Annotated in this window: 16 protein-coding genes; 7 read left to right on the top strand and 9 right to left on the bottom strand. The window is 66.3% G+C overall.

What is annotated here, in order from left to right:
* Nucleotides 1–466: 466 nt before the first annotated feature.
* The 3 genes from NYE40_RS18005 to NYE40_RS18015 all read right to left on the bottom strand — a co-directional run bounded on the left by NYE40_RS18005 (nucleotide 467) and on the right by NYE40_RS18015 (nucleotide 4,024).
* Entirely contained in the window at nucleotides 467–1,432 is a 966-nt protein-coding gene (locus NYE40_RS18005) for an ornithine cyclodeaminase (protein ID WP_028599211.1), read from the bottom strand.
* 88 nt (nucleotides 1,433–1,520) lie between these two features.
* Entirely contained in the window at nucleotides 1,521–2,513 is a 993-nt protein-coding gene (gene sbnA / locus NYE40_RS18010) for a 2,3-diaminopropionate biosynthesis protein SbnA (RefSeq protein ID WP_043111411.1), read from the bottom strand.
* Entirely contained in the window at nucleotides 2,513–4,024 is a 1,512-nt protein-coding gene (locus NYE40_RS18015; protein WP_339278759.1) for a CoF synthetase, read from the bottom strand. Before NYE40_RS18015 ends, sbnA begins: the two co-directional genes overlap by 1 nt.
* Nucleotides 4,025–4,242: 218 nt before the next feature.
* Between NYE40_RS18015 and NYE40_RS18020 the strand changes: the two genes are divergently transcribed.
* Nucleotides 4,243–5,046 carry a YheC/YheD family protein gene (locus tag NYE40_RS18020; protein WP_339278760.1) on the top strand — a complete coding sequence of 268 codons (804 nt, stop codon included), beginning with the start codon at nucleotides 4,243–4,245 and terminating at the stop codon, nucleotides 5,044–5,046.
* Between the two features lie 36 nt (nucleotides 5,047–5,082).
* Here the strand turns inward: NYE40_RS18020 and NYE40_RS18025 are convergent, their stop codons facing one another.
* The 3 genes from NYE40_RS18025 to NYE40_RS18035 form a co-directional block, all read right to left on the bottom strand.
* A complete protein-coding gene (locus NYE40_RS18025) occupies nucleotides 5,083–5,937 on the bottom strand; it encodes a carbohydrate ABC transporter permease (protein ID WP_028599214.1) in 855 nt (284 codons plus the stop codon).
* A 12-nt stretch (nucleotides 5,938–5,949) separates the two neighbouring features.
* Complete coding sequence (locus NYE40_RS18030; RefSeq protein ID WP_028599215.1) at nucleotides 5,950–6,834, bottom strand: sugar ABC transporter permease; 885 nt, start codon at nucleotides 6,832–6,834, stop codon at nucleotides 5,950–5,952.
* Nucleotides 6,835–6,933: 99 nt separating this feature from the next.
* Nucleotides 6,934–8,175: a sugar ABC transporter substrate-binding protein gene (locus NYE40_RS18035; RefSeq protein ID WP_028599216.1), complete on the bottom strand. Its 1,242-nt coding sequence runs from the start codon at nucleotides 8,173–8,175 to the stop codon at nucleotides 6,934–6,936.
* 271 nt (nucleotides 8,176–8,446) lie between these two features.
* Between NYE40_RS18035 and NYE40_RS18040 the strand changes: the two genes are divergently transcribed.
* The 6 genes from NYE40_RS18040 (at nucleotide 8,447) to NYE40_RS18065 (ending at nucleotide 17,192) form a co-directional block, all read left to right on the top strand.
* Nucleotides 8,447–11,827 (top strand): cellobiose phosphorylase, encoded by a 3,381-nt coding sequence (locus tag NYE40_RS18040; RefSeq protein ID WP_052333313.1) that lies wholly within the window; start codon nucleotides 8,447–8,449, stop codon nucleotides 11,825–11,827.
* Nucleotides 11,828–11,910: 83 nt separating this feature from the next.
* Nucleotides 11,911–12,885 (top strand): LacI family DNA-binding transcriptional regulator, encoded by a 975-nt coding sequence (locus NYE40_RS18045; RefSeq protein WP_028599218.1) that lies wholly within the window; start codon nucleotides 11,911–11,913, stop codon nucleotides 12,883–12,885.
* 224 nt (nucleotides 12,886–13,109) lie between these two features.
* The gene (locus tag NYE40_RS18050; RefSeq protein WP_052333314.1) at nucleotides 13,110–14,609 is read left to right on the top strand and encodes a spore germination protein; all 1,500 of its coding nucleotides are present in this window, start codon (nucleotides 13,110–13,112) and stop codon (nucleotides 14,607–14,609) included.
* Nucleotides 14,606–15,817 (top strand): Ger(x)C family spore germination protein, encoded by a 1,212-nt coding sequence (locus NYE40_RS18055; protein WP_028599220.1) that lies wholly within the window; start codon nucleotides 14,606–14,608, stop codon nucleotides 15,815–15,817. The genes NYE40_RS18050 and NYE40_RS18055 overlap by 4 nt, the downstream gene beginning before the upstream one ends.
* A gap of 11 nt (nucleotides 15,818–15,828) precedes the next feature.
* Nucleotides 15,829–16,062 (top strand): hypothetical protein, encoded by a 234-nt coding sequence (locus tag NYE40_RS18060; RefSeq protein ID WP_028599221.1) that lies wholly within the window; start codon nucleotides 15,829–15,831, stop codon nucleotides 16,060–16,062.
* A 17-nt stretch (nucleotides 16,063–16,079) separates the two neighbouring features.
* Complete coding sequence (locus NYE40_RS18065; RefSeq protein ID WP_052333315.1) at nucleotides 16,080–17,192, top strand: endospore germination permease; 1,113 nt, start codon at nucleotides 16,080–16,082, stop codon at nucleotides 17,190–17,192.
* Between the two features lie 28 nt (nucleotides 17,193–17,220).
* Here the strand turns inward: NYE40_RS18065 and NYE40_RS18070 are convergent, their stop codons facing one another.
* From NYE40_RS18070 to NYE40_RS18080, 3 genes are read right to left on the bottom strand one after another with little or no spacing between them, the layout of a single operon-like run.
* Nucleotides 17,221–18,087 (bottom strand): transglutaminase family protein, encoded by an 867-nt coding sequence (locus tag NYE40_RS18070; RefSeq protein ID WP_028599222.1) that lies wholly within the window; start codon nucleotides 18,085–18,087, stop codon nucleotides 17,221–17,223.
* The gene (locus NYE40_RS18075; protein ID WP_339278761.1) at nucleotides 18,084–19,031 is read right to left on the bottom strand and encodes an alpha-E domain-containing protein; all 948 of its coding nucleotides are present in this window, start codon (nucleotides 19,029–19,031) and stop codon (nucleotides 18,084–18,086) included. The genes NYE40_RS18070 and NYE40_RS18075 overlap by 4 nt, the downstream gene beginning before the upstream one ends.
* Before the next feature lie 38 nt (nucleotides 19,032–19,069).
* Nucleotides 19,070–20,614, bottom strand: coding sequence for a circularly permuted type 2 ATP-grasp protein (locus tag NYE40_RS18080; RefSeq protein ID WP_084137351.1), 1,545 nt, complete (start codon nucleotides 20,612–20,614; stop codon nucleotides 19,070–19,072).
* Nucleotides 20,615–20,726 lie beyond the last annotated feature (112 nt).

Here is a 20,726-nt window from a genome sequence, read left to right on the forward strand (position 1 = left end):
CGACCGCGGACGGTTCATGAACGAAGATTCGTTGGGAGGAGGGGCTGGTTATGCAGCCAGATCGAACTTTTTGACGTCTCAATGATACCAGGAAACGCTATTCGGCGGTTTTGATGGTTTTTTCGCAGCCAACGATACGGAGGAGCGCTATTTTGTCGAAAAAGCAGCTTCGGGAGCGACTTGGGCAGCAATAAGGTCTGTCCGTATCGTTAGGATTTCATTCGGCGCCAATCGGACGAAATAAGGTCTGTGAGTATCATTAGATCGCGGAGCAGGCGTATGGGAACGCCGCTTCGCTCGCCCCGATGGGCGAGCGAAGCGGCGCGGCGGGCATGGAGCTCGGCAGGTCTGGAGCTTGGCGGGCATGGAGCTTAGCGGGTCTGGAAGCGCATCACGCCTGGCGGCGCAACGTGCTCCCTTCCCCCTCCTGCAGAATCATCCTTGCGACCTTAATCATCTCGTCAGGTCAATCCAGCCCCACCCCAAGCCCCTCCGCCAGCGCGCGGCGGTAGAAATCCCCCGCCAGCGCCAGGTCGAAGATGCCGAGCCCCATCGGATTAAAAAAGATCGTCTCGCCCGCGAGCGGAGCCAGCGCGTCGCGGCAGACGGCGTCCGCCAGCGTCAGCGCGTCCGGCTCCGCCAGCAGCCCCGCCGCGTGCAGCCGCTCGATGTCCGTATCCTCGCGGCATACCTGGCTCCAGTCGTCGACGAACGTGCGCAGGCCGGCGACGCTGTGCGGCTCGTAGTCCCGCAGCGACACATGCAGCAGCAGCGCTCCCTGCGGCGGCGGCTCGTCGATGTAGCGGCTCGGCGCGACCGTGCAGGTCGCGGTCACGTCCGACTGCCGGTACAGCTCCCGCCAGTCCGTCGTCGCCTCGACGCGGCCGAGCAGCTCCGGCGGGATGCTGTCCTCCGCGATGCCGCGCACGTCATGCAGCAGCACCCGCTCCAGGCGCGGCCCGAGCAGCGCCGCCGCCATGTCGAGATGCAGGCGGCCGATCGGCCCCCAGCCGATGATGCCGACCGTGAAGCCGCCCCCGGACGCCGGACGCAGCTCGGCGTACCAGCGCAGCATGGCGCCGCTGACCGCCGCCGCGCGCAGTCCGTTCAGCCGATCGCTGCGCAGCACGGCGAGCGGCTCGCCCGTCGACGGATCGTTCAGCGCGATCAGGTTGCGGGCGCGCGGCAGCCCGCGCTGCGGGTTGCCGGGAAATCCGGCGATCCACTTGATGCCGGCCAGCTCCGTGCTTCCGCCGAGATAGGCCGGAGTCGCGATGATCCGGTTCGGCGTGCCGGGAAAGCGCAGATAGCCTTTGAGCGGAGCGGCGCTACCGCCCGCGTCCATCGTGCGCACCGCTTCCTCGATGAGATCCGCCAAGCGGCTCCAGTCCCAGCCGAGCTCGCGGATATGCTCGTCGTTCAAGTAAAGCATCGCTTCTCCTCCTCTTTCCTGCGCTTCCTGGCCTTTTCCCCGACCGTCGTCTCGCTGCTGCCCGTCTCGCTGCCGCTCAAACGCTCCGTCACGGCGCGGCGGCCAGCTCCTCGTCCGGTCCAAGGCCGAGCTCGCGGCTCGCCCATCCGGCGTCGAACGCCGTATCGAGATAGCGGTCGCCCCGGTCCGGCAGGATCGCCGCCACGACCGCTCCGGCAGGCAGGCTGCCGGCCATCCGCTTGATCGCGGCGACGACGCCGCCCGAGGAAGCTCCGGCGAGGATCGCCTCGCGCCGCAGCAGGCTGCGGCAGCCGCGCACGCAATCGGCGTCGCTGACGCGGACGACCTCGTCGGCCAAGTCCGCGCGATGCAGCCCCGGCTCCAGCGCCGCCCCGAGGCCGGGAAAGCGGCGAACGCCGCTGCCCCCGCCGAACAGCGCGCTCCCCTGGGCGTCGACCGCGACGATCCGGGTCGGCCAGCCGCGGCCGCGGATGTAGTCGGAGCAGCCCCGGATCGTGCCGCAGGAGCTGACGCCGCAGAACAGCCAGTCGACCGTGCCGAGCTTCTCGGCGATCTCGGCCATCGTCGTGGCTTCATGCGCGGCGGCGTTGTCCGGGTTGGCGTACTGGTTCGTCCAGTACGCCCCGGCAATCGACGCCCGCAGCTGCCGCACGCGGGCGATGCGCGCCGGCAGGAACTCGCCGGTCGCCGGATCGGGCCGGCTCACCAGCTCGATCTCTCCGCCGTAAGCGGAGATGAGCGCCTTATGCGCCTCGGTCGTGCGCGGATCGACGACGCAGACGAAGCGCAGGCCCGCCTGCCGGCATAGCTGGGCGAGGCTGATCGCCAGATTGCCGGAGCTGGACTCGACGACCGTGCCGCCGGCGGCCAGCTCTCCGCGCCGGATCGCCTCCTTCAGCATATGGAGCGCGGCCCGGTCCTTGGCGCTCCCGCCCGGATTCATCCCTTCGAGCTTGGCATGGACCTCGAACGCCTCCCCCTCGAACAGCCGCGAGAGCCGCACGAGCGGCGTCCGCCCGATCGCCGACGCGATGCCTCCATTCAGATCCGGTTCCCGCATCACGGCGTCTCTCCTTCTCCGTAAAAGATCTTCTTGCGCTTGATCGGCCCTTCGGCCGCCTCGTCCCCGAGCCGCACCCGCCGCACCGCGATGTCCTCCAGCAAGCCGCTGCGGATCATCTCCCCGATCGCCGGGATGCGCGCCTCCACGTCCCGCCCCGCCAGCTCGAACTCCTCGTCCGAGGCGGACGGACTGTCGATGCCGATCGCCAGCCGGTTGCCCCGCACCTCGACGCGCAGCCGCGCGTCCGGCAGCCGGCGGCTGACCGCGTCCTCGATGTCATAGAGGCTGATCTTCTCGCCATGCTTGAGGTCGGGCCCGATGCGCTTGACGAGTCCGGCGAAGCTTTGGCGCAGCCGGCCGCCTGCGACGATCGGCCGCAGGTCGCGCACGACGTCATAGGTGACATATCGAAGCGCCGGGAACGCTTCGCGCAGCGCGGAGGTGAGCACGAGCACCGCCTCGCCCTCCGGCAGCGGCTCCAGCCCGTCGCCGAGCGCTTCCGCCGGCACGCCCTCCGCAAGCAGCCCGTCAGCCAGCAAATAGCGGCCATGCTCCGGGGAGTAGGAGGCGATCGTGCCGATCTCGATGGAGCCGTACGTATCCGCGATGTCGAGCTCGGTCAAGCCGAGCCGAGCCGCTGCCGCGCGCCGCCATCCCGGCGAGGCCAGCTCGCCGACGAGCAGCACGCGCCGGATGCCGAGCTCCGCCGGCCGCGCCGCCGCCGCCAGGATGCGGTCGAGAATCGACGGCATCGTGTAGAGCACCTCCGGCCGCAGCCGCTCGAGCGCGGCGACATGCTCGGCGATCGGCAGCCGGAACGGCAGCGTCTCCACGGACAAGCCGAGCTCGCGGAACACCTCGCCCGCCGTCGCCTCGGCATGGCCGGTGCCCATGTCGGAGACGGCTGTCCGCCACTCGCCGCCGGCCAGCAGCTCGCGGAACACGTCGAGCTTGACGCGCAGGTAATCCGCCTCGTCCTGCGGCGAGTAGTAGATCGCCTTGCGCCGGCCGGAGCTCGTGCCGGACGTGCGGTACACGTTCAGGCCCGGCTGCGCGGCGAGCGGGTTGCCCTCGGCATAGTAGTGCCGCTCCAGCGCCGACGCCGTCAGCAGCGGCAACCCTTCCAGCAGCTGCAGCGCCGCGGCCAGACCGTCGCCGGAATCAGCCTTATCCGGCCTTCCATCGCCGGCTTCGTCCTCGGCATCCGCGGCCCCCGCCAGACCGTCGCCGGAATCGGCCTCATCCGGCCTTTCGCCTCCAGCTCCATCCTCGGCATCCGCGGCCCCCGCCAGACCGTCGCCGAAATCAGCCTCATCCGGCCTTCCGCCGCCGGCTTCGTCCTTGGCATCCGCGGCCCCCGCCAGACCGTCGCCGGCTTCGTCCGCTGCCCCGGCCGCCGCATCCGCTCTGCCCGCCGCTCCCTCGACGGCTGCCCCCGCCAGCCCGTCGATCCACGGAAAGCTCCGGCGCAGCCGTCCGATCGCCGCGCTCCACTCCGCTGTCCGCATCGCTTCGCCTCCTCTAGTCGGCGGAGTCGATTCCGCCCATCGCACTACCGTATGCCCATGACGCCTGTCAGGTTCGTGTGTATGTGCCCGCAACGCCGCCGCCAACGGCAAATTGGGCTCTACGAGCTCCACGGTCACGATCCTTCCCCGCCCGCCCAGTCGCCCGCCGCCAATTGCCCATACACTGGAACCATCCCCTAGCGAGAGGAGCCAGCGGCATGTCTAGCGGCGAAGGCGGCGACGCCACCCGGCGATCCGTCGCCAGCAAGATGGAAAAGACGCAGCGGCTGCTTCAGCATCCGCAGCTGGCCAAGTCCGTGCCCGCGACGCGCTGGCTGAGCGAGGAGTCGCTCGCCGAGCTGCTTCGCAAGCACCGCATGGTCTACGTGAAGCCCGACGTCGGCCGGATGGGCATCGGCGTCATGCGCGTCGAGCGGACCGGCAGCGGCTGGGCTTACCAGAGCGGAGAGAAGGTGCGGCGCTTCGCGACGCGCAGCGGGCTGTACCGCTCGCTCGCCAAGCGCATCGGCGATACGCCCTATCTGGTGCAGAGGGGCATCCGCATGCTGGAGCACGAAGGACGTCCGTTCGATTTTCGCCTCATGATCCAGCAGGACCGGTCGGGGGCATGGGCATGCAACGGCACCGCGGCGCGCGTCGCCCATCCCGCCAAGATCGTCAGCAACGGCAGCCAGGGCGGCACGATCTTCGAGCCGATGCGTCTGCTCGCGCCCGCCTTCGGCCAGACGGAGGCCGAGGCGCTGCTGCGCCGCATGGACCGGATCGCGCTGCAGACGGCGGGCGAGCTCGGCCGGTCGTACCCGGCGCTGCGCGAGCTCGGCCTCGACCTCGCGGTCGATACGAGCGGCAAGCCGTGGATCCTCGAGGTGAACACGCGCCCCGATCCGTGCCCGTTCACCAAGCTCGACGATCCGGCGATCATCCGGCGCATCGTCGAGTACGGCAAAGGCTACGGACGGCATTACAAGCTGATCTGCAACAAAGCGAAAAAAGCGCCCTGAAGGGGCGCTTTTCGCTGTCATTATTTTCTCAACCGCTCACTTGATGCCGGAAATATTGTAGTTCTCGATGATCTGCCGCTGGAAGAAGATGAAGATGACCATGATCGGCAGCACCATGAACGCCGCGCCGGCCATCTGCAGGGCGAAGTTGGTCGTGTTCTGCCCTTTGAGCAGCTGCAGGCCGACCGAGAGCGTGTACAGCTTCTCGTCGTTGGCGATGATGAGCGGCCACAGGAAGCTGTTCCAGCCGCCGATGAACGTCAGGATCGCCTGCACGGCGAGGATCGGCTTGGACATCGGCAGCACGACCTGCGCGAACAGCCGGTACTCGCTCGCGCCGTCGAGCCGCGTCGCCTCCATGATCTCCTCCGGCAGCGTGCTCATGAACTGGCGGAACAGGAAGATGCCGAAGGCGCTCGTGAAGCCGGGCAGCACGATGCCGAGCATCGTATTGGTCAGGCTGACGCCGTTCAGGATGAGGTAGACCGGGATCATCGTCACCTGGCCGGGGATCATCATCGTGGCGAGCACGAGCAGGAACAGCTTTTCCCGCCCCTTGAACCGGTACTTGGCGAAGCCGAAGCCGGCCATCGCGTTCAGCAGCAGCCCGACGAACGAGAACAGCGTGATGAGCAGCGTGTTGCCCAAGTACGTGCCGAAGTCCATCTCCGTGAACAGCCGGGTGAAATTGTCCACGGTGAACGCCTCCGGCCACAGCGTCGGCGGGATGCGCTTGATCTCGCCTTCGGTCTTGAAGGCGGACAGCACCATCCAGACGAACGGCAGCACCATGGCGATGCCGAATACGGTCAGCACGATGCCCGCGGCCCATTGCTGGAGCCGGCCTCTCGGAGCGGCCGAGGCGGGCTTTCGAGTCGTCGCTTGTTTCATGAGAGCCTCCTCCTATTCCTCGGCTTGCTTCCGCTGCAGGCGCAGCTGGACCATCGTGACGGCGATGATGAGGAAGAACAGCACGAACGAGCCGGCGGCCGCATAGCCGAAGTGGCTGTACTGGAAGCCGTTCTGGTAGATGAACAGCGACGCCGAGACGGTGCCGTTCAGCGGTCCGCCCTGCGTCATGACGAAGGGCTCCTCGAAAAACTGCAGCCAGCCGATCATCGTCGTGATCGTCACGAAGAAGATCGCGAAGCGCATCATCGGCAGCGTGATCCGCGTCAGCTGCTGCCAGCCGCTCGCCCCGTCAAGCTGCGCCGCCTCGTAGTAGGAGCGGTCGATGCCCTGCAGCGCGGCGATGAAGATGATCATGTTCAGCCCGATGCTCCGCCACAGCGCCAGCAGGATGAGCGACAGCTTGGCGATCGTCGGCTCCGTCAGCCACGGCACCTTGTCGAAGCCGATCGACGTCAGGATGTAGTTGAACAGCCCGATGCCCGGGTTGTACAGATAGCTCCAGACGACGGCCACGGCGACGACGTTCGTCACCGACGGCAAGTAGTAGACGACGCGGAACACCTTGAACAGGCGCGAGCGGCCGAACTGGATGAGCAGCGCCACTCCGAGCGAGCAGGCGATGACGAGCGGCACGCCGATGACGACGTAGAACAGCGTGTTGCGCAGCGCCAGCAGGAATACCGGATCGCCCAGCACGTCGGCATAGTTGGCCAGGCCGACGAAGGAGATGGACGAGTAGTCGGCCAGCCCGGCGAGGTCCATGTCGGTCAGGCTGATGCCCAGCGCGACGAGGATCGGCAGCAGCGAGAACACCGCCAGCAGCAGCAGCGTCGGTCCGATGAACACGTACGGCGCCATTTTGGAGGAACCCTTCATACACTCACTTCCTTTGCAAGTCGTGGCCGCTCCGAACGGCAGGCGGAAGCCGGCGGCGGGCTGCTCCCGTCCTCCGGCCGCCGCCGCGGCCTCGTTCGTTTACTTGTCGAGCAGCTTCTGCGACTGCTCGTTGAAGTCCTTCAGCTTGGCGTCGATGTCCGCGTCCGCGCGGTAGATCTCCTCGAACGTCTTGAGGAAGTTCTGGGAGATGTTGTCCCACGCCTTGACGAGCGGCATCGGCTCGGCATTTTTCAGCTGCTCGCCGACGACGGCCATGTTCGGATCGCCGCTCAGCTGCGGGTCCTCCCACGCCTTCTTGTTCGCCGGTAGCTCGCCGGTCTGCTTCATCCACTCCAGCTGGTTCTCCGGCTTGCTGAGGAACGCAATGAACTTCATCGCGGCCGCCTTCTGCTCGGTGAAGCCGAATACGCTCAGGTTGGAGCCGCCGAGCGAGCTCATGTTGCCGTCCTTGGACGGCAGCACCGCCGTCGCCCACTTGCCCTCGATGTCGGGGATCTGGTCCGCGACCGTCTTGATCATCCACGGGCCGCTGATGAACATCGGCACCATGCCGTCGCCGCCGAACGTCTGGGACGTATCGAGGCCGAGATCGACCGGCGCGTAGCCGTTTTTGAAATACCCGTCCAGGTAGCGGACCGTCTCCGCGAATGCCGGCTGATCGAACTGGGCCTTGCCGTCCTCGATCAGCTTGGAGCCGTTCTGGCGGGCGAACATGAAGCTGAGCGTCGGCTCCTTGGGATCGAGGCCGATGCCGTATTTGTCCTTGCCCCGCTCGGTCAGCTTCTTCGAAGCGTCGAGCAGCTCATCCCAGGTTTTCGGCGCATGATCGTAGCCGACCGACTGCAGCACGTCCGTGCGGTAGAACAGGACGCGCGTCTCCGCCAGCCACGGCACGCCGACCGTCTTGCCGTCGAACTGCGTGGACGTGACCGTGCCGTCGAAGAAATTGTCCGCGGCCAGCTCCGGGTAGTCGGCCAGGTCGGCGGTCAGGTCGGCCAGCGCGCCGGCCGCCGCGAACTCCGGCATCCACGTCGTGCCCATCTGAAGCACGTCCGGACCTTTTTTGGAGGCGACGGCCGTCAGCAGCTTGTCATGCGCGCTGCCCCACGGAATCGCCTGCACTTGGATCGAGACGTCCGGGTTCTCCTTCTGGTACGCGGCCGCCATCTGCTCCATCGGCTTGCTGCTGTCTCCCATCGCCCATACGGTGAGCTTCGTCTTGCCTTCCTCTGCGCCGCTTCCGCCAGACGAGCAGCCTGCGATCAGGCTGCCTGCCAGCGCGGCGGCAGCCAGCGCCGCGATCGTTCTTTTCGTATCCATTCGCCATATCCTCCCCTGGATTCCGGTTGCTTCCCGTTATAAGTGAAACGTTTCGAACAAAGTATAAATCAAATTGAAATCGCATTCAAGTCCTCTTTGCCAATCATTTTTCGCTTCATTAATAGCGGGGAAGTCGATACACCCGTTCGACGCCATGGCCCGGAGCGCCGTTTGACTTCCTTCAGCGCTATTGTATATACTCGTCTTGGTTGTTTTCGAAACGTTTCTACGACTTTTATCAAGCGGCTCTGCAAGAAAAGGAGGAAGCACCATGCGATCCCAATCCAAGCCGTTGCCATCCGCCAGCTGGCGGCTCGAGCGCGACGGACTTGCCTTCACCTTCCACCCGACCGGCGACCTGTATGAGGCGTCCGGCAGCGGCATGATGCTGAACCAGCTGCGCAGCCATCCGCTGGACGGCTCGCTCAACCAGCTGTACCTGCGCGTGCGCGGTCCCGAGGGCATGCGCGCCTATCCGCTGATCGGCATCCGCTCGGACAGCCGCGTCGGCCGCGGGAGCGACCGCATCGTCTGGAGCGGCGAGGCCGACGGCGTCCGCTACGAGGCCGCTTTCCGGCTCGGCTCGGGCGGCGCCTGGTTCTGGCGCGTCCGGCTCGAGGCGGACGAGCGCGGACGCTCCGCCGACATCGTCTACGGCCAGGATATCGGCCTGGGCGCTCCGGGCGCCGTGCGCGGCAACGAAGCGTACAACGCTCATTACCTGGACCATTCCGCCTATGAGGACGAGCAGCGCGGCTGGATCGTCTGCACCCGCCAGAACCAGCCGCAGGACGGGCGCTTCCCGTATGCGCAGCAAGGCTGCCTGACCGGGGCGGTCTCGTTCGCGACCGACGGCTTCGCCTTTTTCGGCCGCTCGTTCAAGGAGACGCATCAGCCGGAGGCGCTGAAGCTGGACCGGCTGCCGGGCGAGGTGCTGCAGTATGAGTTCGCCTATACGGCGCTCCAGTCGCGCGAGGTCGATCCGGCCGACGGCGCGGAGATCGTATTTTACGGACTGTTCCGCGACGATCATCCCGAGGCGGTCGAACGGGCCGAGTTCGGCGAGGAGATCGAGCGGGCATGGACGGAGCTTTGCCGAGAGGAAAATGAAGCCGTCCCGACGCAGCCGACGCCGCGCCGCGCGGACGATCTCGGCGAGCCGCTGCAGGCTCGCTCGCTGAGCGAGCAGGAAATCGCGGCGCTCTACCCCCTGCGGATCGAGGAGGAGCGGCGGGACGGGGAGCTGCATGCCTTCTTCACGCCGGAGTACGCCCATGTCGCGCTCAAGGCCAAGGAGCTGCTCCTCGAGCGGCCGCATGGCCATATTCTGCTCAGCGGAGCGCCGGATATGCCCGGAGCGGAAGTGCTGGCCACGACCGCTTATATGTACGGCATCTTCCATTCGCAGCTCGTCGTCGGCAACACCAGCTTCAACAAGCTCATCGGCCATGCCCGCAGCGCGCTGAACGCGGCGCATGCGTCGGGCTTGCGCCTGTACGCCGAGCAGGACGGCCGGTTCCGCCTGCTGGCGATGCCGAGCCTGTTCGAGATGGGCTTCAACTACGCCCGCTGGGTGTATGCGCTGGACGGCGACACCGTCACGGTGACGAGCTGGACGTCCGCGGACGCGCCCGAGGCGACGCTGGACATCGCGTCCGCCGCCGGCATTTCGCGGCGCTACCTGCTCACGGCGCAGATTACGATGGGCGAGCGGGAGCTGGAAGGCCCGTATCGGCTCGAGGCGCCGGCGGACGGCTCGCTGCGCTTCCGCGCGGCCGCCGGCTCGCCGATCGCCGGCGCCTACCCCGAGCTCGCGTACCGGCTGACGGTCGCCGGCACGGGCTTCGAGCGCTTCGACGATCGCAGGCTCGTGCCGGATCTGGAGCCCGGCGTCTCGCCGCTGCTCGTCCTGCAGACGGAAGCGTCGGCGAGCTGGAGCGTGCGGATCGAGGGCCGGCTGGACGGGCTGCCGGCCGCGGCTGCGCCGGCGCCGGAGCTCCCGCAGTCGGCGGCGGCGTACCGCGCAGGCATGGCGGAGCTCATGCGCGGCTTCCGCCTCGAGCATCCCGGCGGCGATCCGTCGGTGCGGCGGCTTGATCTGCTGTCATGGTGGTATGTCCACAACATGCGCGTGCATTTCCTCTCTCCGCACGGCCTCGAGCAGTACGGAGGCGCCGCCTGGGGCACGCGCGACGTCTGCCAGGGTCCGGCCGAGTTCTTCCTCGCGATGCAGCGCTGGGACGCGGTCCGCGGCATCCTGCGGACCGTGTACGAGCATCAATATGAGCAGAGCGGCGGCTGGCCGCAATGGTTCATGTTCGACCGCTACAGCCGCATCCAGCAGCACGAGAGCCACGGCGACATCGTCGTGTGGCCGCTCAAGCTGCTCGGCGATTATCTTTCCGCCACCGGCGATTACGGCCTGCTGGACGAGAAGCTTCCGTACACGGATGAGACGACGTTCGACTTTACGGCGGGGCGGCATCCGCTGCGGGAGCATGTCGAGCGGCAGCTCGCCCATATCCGCGACCGCTTCCTGCCCGGCACGATGCTGTCCGCCTACGGCGACGGCGACTGGGACGACACGCTGCAGCCGGCGCGTCCAGAGCTGCGCGCCTCGATGGCGAGCAGCTGGACGGTGGCGCTGACCTATCAGGCGATGCGGACGCTCGGCCGGGCGCTCGCCTCCGCGCCCGGGCACGCCTCCTGGTCGGAGGAGCTGCTCGCCCTGGCGGACGGCATCCGCCGCGACTTCGCCGCCTATATGGATCCGGACGGCGTCATTCCCGGCTTCCTCGATCTCGCCGACCCGGCCCGTCCGGCCAAGCTGCTCCATCCGGACGACGTCCGCACCGGCATCCGCTACCGCCTGCTGCCGATGACGCGCAGCATGATCGCGGAGCTGCTCACGCCCGAGCAGGCGGAGGCGCATCGGGAGCTCATCCGGCGCGAGCTCCGCTTCCCGGACGGCGTCCGCCTCATGAACCGTCCGGCCGCTTACGAGGGCGGAGTGAGCGTGCGCTTCAAGCGAGCCGAGCAGGCGGCCAACTTCGGCCGCGAGATTGGGCTGCAGTACGTGCATGCGCATATCCGCTACATCGAGGCGATGGCCAAGCTCGGCCAAAGCGAGGAAGCGTGGCATGCGCTGCAGGTCATCAGTCCGGTCGGCATCGAGGACGCGGTCCCGAACGCCGCTCCGCGCCAGAGCAACGCTTATTTCAGCAGCTCGGACGGCGCCTTCGCCAATCGCCGCGAGGCGGCGGCGCGGTTCGAGGAGCTGCGCAGCGGCGCGGCGCCCGTCAAGGGCGGCTGGCGCATCTACTCGAGCGGTCCAGGCATCTATCTCAACCAGCTCGTGTCCAGCGTGCTCGGCATCCGCGCGGCCGCCGGCCGGATCGTGCTCGACCCGGCGCTGCCCGCATCGCTCGACGGCCTCTCCGTCCGCTTCGAGCTCGCCGGCAGGCCGGTCCGCATCGTGTACCGCCTGAGCGGATCGCCGGTGTCGCGCATTTCCGTCAACGGCCGCGAGGCCGCCTTCGCCCGCCTGCCCCATCCGTACCGGAGCGGAGGCGCGGAGCTGTCTCTGGACGAGCTGGAGCCGCTCTGGAACGATGAATCCGGGGCGCTGCAGGACATTCTCGTCGAGGCTTGAGCTTCCGCTGCCGCAGCCGCACGAGAACAGCGATGGAAAGTTGTGGTATAGTGAACAAAAAGCCGTCCACGGGAGGTATCGCGGTGGTCAGCATCAAGGATATTGCCCGCAAGGCCGGCGTGTCGATCTCGACCGTCTCCTATGCGCTGAACGGCAATCCCAAGGTAACCCCTGAAACGAGCGCTCGAATACGGGCGATCGCCAAGGAAATGAACTACATCCCCAATGGGGCGGCCCGCCAGCTCAAGAAGCGGGAGTCCCGGATCATCGGCGCGTTCCTGACCGATTTCACCGGCGCTTTCTACGGCGATCTGCTGCAAGGAATGAAGGAAGTGCTCAACCGCAAAGGCTACGACCTGATCGTCTGCAGCGGACTGCAGTCGCATCGGCTGCTGCCCGAGCGGATGATCGACGGCGCGATCATCCTTGACTCGGCCTTTTCGGACGAGGAGCTGCTCGACTACGCCGACCGGGGCCACCGGCTCGTCGTGCTCGACCGCGAGCTGAACCATCCCGCCGTCAATCAGGTGCTGCTCGACAACAAGGCCGGCGCCAATCTGGCGATGGACTATCTGATCGAGACCGGCCATCGCCGCCTCTACATCGTCGCCGGCCCGTCCGACAGCTTCGACGCGCGCCAGCGGATGGGCGCCGTGCGGCAGACGCTGGACCGGCATCCGGAGCTCGAAGCGACCGTGCTCGAGGGCGACTTCAATCAGGGCTCCGGCGAAGCGGCCGGCCGGCTCATCCTGGAGCAGTGGCAAGGACCGGCCGGCGTCTTCTGCCTCAACGACGAAATGGCGATCGGCCTGTTCAACGCGGTCTCCGCGTCGGACTCCGGCATCCGCGTCGGCGAGGAGCTGTCGCTCGTCGGCTTCGACAACATCGCCCTCACCCGCTACATCCAGCCTCGCCTGGCGACGATCGAGTATTCCAAGTACCGCTGGGGCGCGATGGCGTCCGAGCAGCTGCTGCGGATGATCGCCGGCGAGGAGGTCGAGCATGAGCGGATCTACGTCTCGCTCGTCGAGAGCGGATCGGTGAAGGACCGGCGCTGAGCCGAGGCTCTGCCGCTCCCTTTCCTCGACCTCCCTTCCCTCGGGCAAGTGCGGACGTCTCCTCCCGCACTGTCCCCAAAGCGGCTTTCCCGCGGCCTGGCGCCGCGCGGAAAGCCGCTTTTTGCGATGCCGCCGCTCCCGCTTCGCAAGTCATGGATAGCCGGCCCTCAACTGGAACATCCTAGTTCAAGACATCTAATCTGGAAAGGAAATCAGGTGAGAGGATGACGAAACAGTCGGCCGCCGAGTCCGCGGACTCGCTCAGCCGCTCGCTGAAGGTCAATGACAGCCGGCTCCGCGACCGCTTCGGCATCAGCCCCGACTTGCTCGCGCGCGAGTTCCAGGCGGAGCTGGACGGCGGGGAGATCATGCGCGGAACGGCGTGGGCGATCGACGGCATCTCGAACTCCGCTCCGCTGCTGCAGGCTCTGTTCGCCCCGGATGTACGAAGAAGCCTCATCTGCGGCAGCGCCGAGGAATGGCTCGACCTATGCCGCGCCCGCATCCTGCCGGAGGGAGAGATCCATGTCCTGGGCACGCTGGCGGAGGTTTGCTCGATGCTGCTCGACGGCCATACCGTCCTGTTCGCGGACGGCAGCCCGCACGCGCTTGCCGTCGCGACCAAGGATGTGAAGGCCCGCTCGATCGAGGAGCCGAACGTCCAATCGGTCGTGCGCGGCCCCCGCGAGGGCTTCACCGAGGTGCTCGCCTGGAACATCGCCATGCTGAGGAGGAAGATCGCCAGTCCCGACCTCCGGTTCGAGCCGACGACGCTCGGGACGGTGACGAATACCGCGGTCGCGATCGTATACATCCGCGACATCGTCTCGCCGGAGGTGCTGCAGGAGGTCAAGGACCGGATGGCGACGATCGACATGGACAGCATCCTCGAGAGCAACTACATCGAGGAGTACATCCAGGATCGGATCTACACGCCGTTTCCGACCGTGTTCAACTCGGAGCGGCCGGATGTCATCGCCGCCGGCCTGCTCGAAGGCAGGGTCGCCATCCTGGTCGACGGCACGCCGTTCGCGCTGCTCGTCCCGGCCCTGTTCAGCCAGTTTTTCCAGTCGAGCGAGGACTACTACCAGCGAGCCGACTTCAGCACGCTGATCCGGCTGCTGCGGTTCCTCTCCTTCCTGCTCGCGACGCTCACGCCGTCGTTCTACATCGCCATCACGACGTTCCATCAGGAGATGCTGCCGACGACGCTGCTCTACAACCTGGCGAGCCAGCGCGAGGGCGTGCCGTTCCCCGCGTTCATCGAGGCGCTTCTCATGGAAGTGACGTTCGAGATTCTGCGCGAGGCGAGCGTGCGCATGCCCAAGACGATCGGCCAGTCGATCTCGATCGTCGGCACGCTCGTCGTCGGCCAGGCGGCGGTGGACGCCGGGCTCGTGAGCGCGGCCATGGTCATCGTCGTCTCCATCACGGCCATCGCCAACTTCGTCCTGCCCGCGTTCAACATGGGCATCGCCGCGAGGATCATCCGCTTCGGCCTCATGACGCTCGCCGCCTCGTTCGGCTTGTACGGCGTATTCATCGGGATCATCGCGCTCGTGCTGCATCTGTGCAGCCTCCATTCCTTCAGCGTTCCCTATATGGCGCCGCTCGCTCCGTACCAGCGGGACGATCAGAAGGATACGCTGTTCCGCCTGCCGATTCCCTGGATGAAGAACCGGCCGATCAGCCTCAAGCCGCAGAAGCTGCGGAGGCAGCCATGAACCGCTTCGGGCTGGCGTCCAGGCTGCTCGCGCTGCTGCTGATCGCCGCGCTGGCCGCCCCGCTCTCCGGCTGCTGGAGCCGCAACGAGCTCAACGGCATCAACATCGTCGTCGGCATGGGCGTGGACAAAGCAAAGGACGACGGGTATATCGTGTCGGTCCAGATCGTCAATCCGAGCCAGGTGACGACGAAAAAAACGTCCACCAGCTCCTTCAGTCCCGTCGTCACCTTCCGTTCCTACGGGAAGACGCTGCCCGACGCTCTGGCGCGCCTGACGCTCAAGGCGGCCCGCGAGCTCTACCTCGCCCATTTGCGCATCCTCGTCATCGGCGAGGAGATCGCGCGCAGCGGCCTGAGCAAGCCGCTCGACTTCATCGCCCGCAACCGCGAGCTGCGGACGGACTTTTATCTCGTCGTCGCCAAAAAGGCGTCCGCCTCGGATATTCTCGACATGTACAGCCCGATCGATCCGATCCCGGCGAACAGCCTGTACACGAAGCTGGACACGTCGGACGATATCTGGTCGGCGACCGGCAAGGTGACGCTCGACCGCCTCATCCGCGATCTGGCGACCGAAGGCAAGGGACCCGCGCTCACGTCCATCGAGCTGCTCGGCAACCGCCACAGCGGCGAGGAGATGAAAAGCGCCCAGAACATCGAGCCGCAGACGCTGCTCCGATACGACGGCATGGCGGCTTTCCGCAACGATCGCATGGTCGGCTGGCTGAACGAGAATGACGTCCGCGCGCTCAACCTGCTGCAGAACGAGACGCATCATACCTTCCTCACCGTCGAGTGCCCGAACGAGGAAGGGCTCGTGACGCTGGAGCTGAATCAGGCGCATGCGCGCATCACCGCGCATCGTCCGGATGCGTTCGAGGTCGAGCTGCGCTCGCAGCAGGACATCGCCGACATCGGCTGCAAGATGGACGTGATCGATCCGGCCAATCAGGAGAAGCTGGAGCGACTGGTCGACGCCAAGCTCGTCGATCTGCTCCAGCGGAGCATCCGCAAATCGCAGAAGGAGCTGAAGTCCGACGTGTTCGGCTTCGGAAGCGCGCTTCATCGCCAGCATCCCGGCCTGTGGCGGCGCATCGAGGACTGGGATTCCATCTACGACCGGGCCAAGATCGACATCCGCTCAAAAACGACGATTCGCCGGATCGGCACGACCTTCAAGTCTATGAAGGACGAATCGCGACCTTAGGAGGAAAAGCCATGTGGCTCTGGATCGGACTGTGCGCCGGCTTGCTCGGCGCGCTGCTCCTCGATTGGCCCCGCCTGCGCCGCAAAGGAGCGGCGAAGGAACGTCTCGCCGCCGCTGCGGCTTGGGCGGCGGCGGCGATCGGAGCGACGCTGTACGGGACTCTCCCCGAGCCGCCCAATCCGCTGCAATGGATCGCCGTGGCGCTGCACGGGTACGTCGACGTCTTTAATTCGCTCTTTTCCTAACGAAGGAGGCTGGCATCATGAATGAGGAACGGAACACCTCGATCTCCGCGCGCGGGTTCGCCGTGCTGACGGTTTATTTCATGATCGGCACCTCCATCCTGATCGCCCCTGCCGGCCTCGCCGTCGCGGCCAAGCAGGATGCCTGGATGGCCGCCCTGTTCGGGGTCGGCCTGAACATCGCGCTTGTCGCGCTCTACGCCGCCCTCGGCAAGCTGCGCCGGCACGAGTCGCTCGTGCAGATGTGCGTCAGCGCGCTCGGCCGCTGGGCAGGGGGACTGCTCGGGCTCGCCTTCGTCGCCTTCTTCTACCTGCTCGCCTCGCTCATGATCGGAGATCTCGGCTTTTTCCTGACGACGCAGAACTTGCCGGAAACCCCGGTCGAGGTGCTGCAGCTGCTGTTCGTCCTGCTCGCCGTCTACGCCGTCCGTCTCGGCAAGTCGGCTTATTCGCGGGCGGCGGAGCTGTTCTTTCCGTTCCTGCTGCTGCTGTTCACGCTGCTCGTGCTGACGACGCTTCCGCGGATCGATCCCCGCAATTTCGAGCCGTTGCTGGAGTTCGGCTTGCGGCCGATCTTCAAGGGCGGCATCAATCTGTTCGCGCTGCAGGAGATGATCGTGCTGCTCATGCTCTATCCGTACGTGCGCCGGGCGGCCGGCAGGTCCGGCGCGATGATCGGAGGCACGGTGCTCGGCGGGATCGTGCTCGTCGTCACGACTGCCGCCAGCATCGGCGTGCTGTGCGCCGGCGTGACGGCCAATCAGCTGTTCCCGGCCTATGCGCTCGCCAAGAACATCAGCATCGGGCATTTCCTGGAGCGGATCGAAGGCATGATCATCTTCATCTGGGTGTTGTCCATCCTGATCAAGATCGTCATCACGTTCGACGCCACCCTCATCGGACTCGGCCAGCTGTTCGGCCTGCGCTCCACGCTGGCGCTGACGCTGCCGCTCGGCGTCGGCATGGTTGTCGTCGCCCAGCTGTGCTACCCCAATACGGTGTTCGTCCAGGACTTCCTCTCCAAGAACTGGACGCCGTTCGCTTCGATCTTCCTCGTGTTCGCGCCTCTGCTCCTCTACGCCGTCCACCTCATCCGCGCGCGCGCCAAAAAGCAGCCGGCCCCGTCCTCATGACGGAGCCGGCTGCTTTTTTTGCCCGATGTCATTCCTCCGCCGGGCTGACGTCGACATGGACCTCGAGCGTCTGGACGCCGCTGCCGAGATAGACGCCTTTGAACGGGACGATGTCGCGATAGTCGAGTCCGTGCCCCAGCTTGACGTAGCGCTCGCCGACGAGCGACGCATTGGTCGGATCGTAGCCTCTCCAGCCCGCGCCGGGCACGTAGGCCTCCACCCAAGCGTGGGACGCCTGCTCGAAGTCGGCGTTGCCGCCGCTCAGGTCGCCGACGAAATGGTACCCGCTCACATACCGGGCCGGAACGCCTTGGCAGCGGCAGCAGGCGATCATCAGATGGGCGAAATCCTGGCAGACGCCGCGCCGCGTCTGCAGCAGATCGGACGCCTTGGTCTGCACCGTCGTCGCCAGCGGATCGTAGATGAATTCGTCGCGGATCCGGCCGCAGAGCCGCTCCAGCCACGAGCCGACGCCCCGCTCGTCCGGCGGATGGCCGTCCGTGTAGGAGCGGATGCCCGCAGTCTGCTCCGTATAGCCGGTCGGCAGCAAATATTCCGCGAAGCGGTCGAGCGCCTCGTCCCCGCCGAGCCAGCTCCATGCCGCATCCGCTTCGGCCTCCGCCCGTCCTGCGGCCCCGCCCGGCTCTTTTGTCGTCACAATGGAGTGCGTCCGCACCGTCAGCGAGCGATGGGCGGCGTTGACCGTGAAGGCATGCACCTTGTTGCCGAACGCATCCTCGTAAGCGAGCAGCGGCGCGTTCGGCTCGACGGAGATGCTGTGCTGATAGCAGGACTGATGCTTATTGGTCACCGGCGTGAGCCGGATTTCGTTGACGCTGTCCCGGACCGGGTCGGAGTACCGGTACGTGGTGACATGCGAGATGCGCAGCTTCATGCGGTAGCCTCCCCGAGGCGAAAGAACGCCGCCTCCATCGCCGCCCCCAGCTGCCTCGACTGCTCCAGCAGATGCGCGACGATCCGGCCGTCCCGATCGAGCAGCAGGTCGTCGCGCTCGAGGCAGGCCAGATCGGCCAGCACCCGCGCCGAGCTGCGCAGCAGCTTGTCGCGGCGGGCGCGCATCGCCGGCTCCTGCGCCTCCAGCAGGCTCAGATGCGCGTCCATCTTGCGGAGGGAATACTGCACGCTGCGCGGAAAGGCCGCGTTGAGCAGCACGAACTCCATGATCGCATCCACGCCGAGCCCGTCCGCATGATAGCGGCGGAACGAGTCGTAGCCGCTGATCGAGCGCAGCACCGCCTGCAGGTACGGATACGCCTCCGGCTCGTGCCAGCCTCCGCCCGGCACCCATCCGCGCACCGCCTGCAGGATGCGCAGCGTGTTCTCCATCCGCTCCAGATAGCGGCCGCATTCCAGGAAGCGCCATTCGTTCTCGCGCGGCATGACGGATTGGCTATAGCCCTGGAACAGGCTCGCCCAATCCTTCATTTGGCGGAAGAAAGCATGCGGCGCCTCCTTGCGCCAGCCGTCTTCCTGCCGTTCCCGCAGCCACAGGTACATGCCGTTGAGCGCATCCCACAGCTCCCCCGGCAGCTTTTCCCGCAGCGTCCGCAAATTCGCGCGCGCGGCGCTTACGCAACTGAGCATCGAGTTCGGATTGGCGCGGTCCATCGTGACGTACTGGAGCACGTCATCCTCGTAATAGCCGTCGTACGCGCTCTCGAACTCCTTGCGGTCGCCGATGGCGCCGACGACGAGCGCCCACTTGCCCGCGTTGTCCACCTCCGATCTCAGGCGGTCGTCGACCGCCTCGCGCGGCTGCAGCTGCTGCAGATGATAGAGCACGTCCACGAAGCGCGCATGGTTTTCCGTCCGCTCCATATACCGTCCGATCCAGCATAGTGCCTCTGCGTTCCGGTTCAGCATCCGCATTCCTCCTCGTTCCGATCCTGGTCTTGACTCTGCGCCTCGCACCGGCTCTGATCGCCGCGCGGGCCCGAACGTCCGCGCCTCGGCACCCATGTATCCTTCACGCCGCCGCCCTGCGAGGAGTTCACCACAAGCGAGCCTTCCTGCAAGGCGACCCGGGTCAGCCCGCCGGGAACGACATGCGGCTCTCCGCCGCTGCCGCTGAGCACGAAGCCACGCAGGTCGATGTGGCGAGGCATCATGCCGCCCGCCCCCATGACCGGCGCGGTCGACAGCTTCATCGTGCGCTGAGCGATATAGCGGCCCGGCTGCTCCCGGATCCGCTCGCGGAACGCCGCCAGCTCCTGCGCCGACGCCTGCGGTCCGATCAGCATGCCGTAGCCGCCCGACAGCGACGTCTCCTTGACGACCAGCTCCTCCAGGCGATCCAGCACATATTCGCGCTCCTCCTTGCGGGACAGGATGTAGGTCGGCACGTTCGACAGGATCGGCTCCTCGCCCAGATAATAGCGGATCAGGTCAGGCACATAGGCATAGACCGCCTTGTCGTCGGCGACGCCGGTGCCGGGAGCGTTGGCGATCGCCACGTTGCCGGCCCGATAGGCGTTCATCAGGCCGGCGACGCCGAGCATCGAGTCGGGCTGGAAGGAAAGCGGATCGAGAAATTCGTCGTCGATGCGACGATAGATGACATCGACCTGACGCAATCCTCGCAGATCACGCAAGTAGATCTTGTGGTCCTTGCAGACGAGATCCCGTCCCTCGACGAGATGGATGCCGAGCTGCTGCGCGAGGAAGGTATGCTCGTAATAGGCCGAATTGTACGGACCGGGAGTGAGCAGCACGATGAACGGGTCTTTTTTGCCCGAGGGGGCGAGCGAGCGGAGGCTGGTCAAAAACACGTTCAGGCTGCGCTCGGTATCCTCGATCGAGCTCGGCAGGTACAGGTCGGGAAACAGCTCGCTCATGAGGCTGCGCCCCTTGAACAGATAGGAGAAGCCCGACGGACTGCGCAGATTGTCCTCCAGCACGTAATAGCCCGTCTCGTCGCGGATCAGGTCGATGCCGGCCGCCGTGACGTAGACGTCTCCCGGCGCGTCCAGTCCGGCCATTTCCGGCCGGTAGTAGGTGTTGCCGACGATCATGCGGCGCGGGATGACTCCGTCGCGCACGCAGCGCTGGCCGTGGTAGAGGTCGCGGATGAAGCGGTTCAGCGCGATGGTCCGCTGGCGCAGCCCGGCCTCGAGCAGGCTCCATTCGGCGGCAGGTATGATGCGCGGGACGCAGTCGAAAGGAATCGTGCGCTCCAGCGGGTCCGGAGCTCCCGGCGCATGGAGCGTGAAGGTGATGCCTTCCTCCAGCATGCGGCTGCCGAAAGCCTGCCGGCGTCTCGCCAGCTCGGACGGCCCCATCGCGGCGAAGCTCCGATGCACCTGCTCGTAGTGGAGCCGCACGCGGCCTTGCTCGTCATACATCTCGTCGTAGAAGGAACGGGAATCATAGGCTGGAACACGGGTCGGTTCTGCGGTAGACATGGCTGACGGCCTCCCTCCGGGTCAACCTGCAGCGGGAAACGCTCGAGGTGCCCTCCATGATGGATCGAAGCGCTTGGGTATATTTACCCAATCATACAAGGATCTATCAATT

Source organism: Paenibacillus sp. FSL W8-1187 (assembly GCF_037965485.1).
GTDB lineage: Bacteria > Bacillota > Bacilli > Paenibacillales > Paenibacillaceae > Paenibacillus_O > Paenibacillus_O pasadenensis.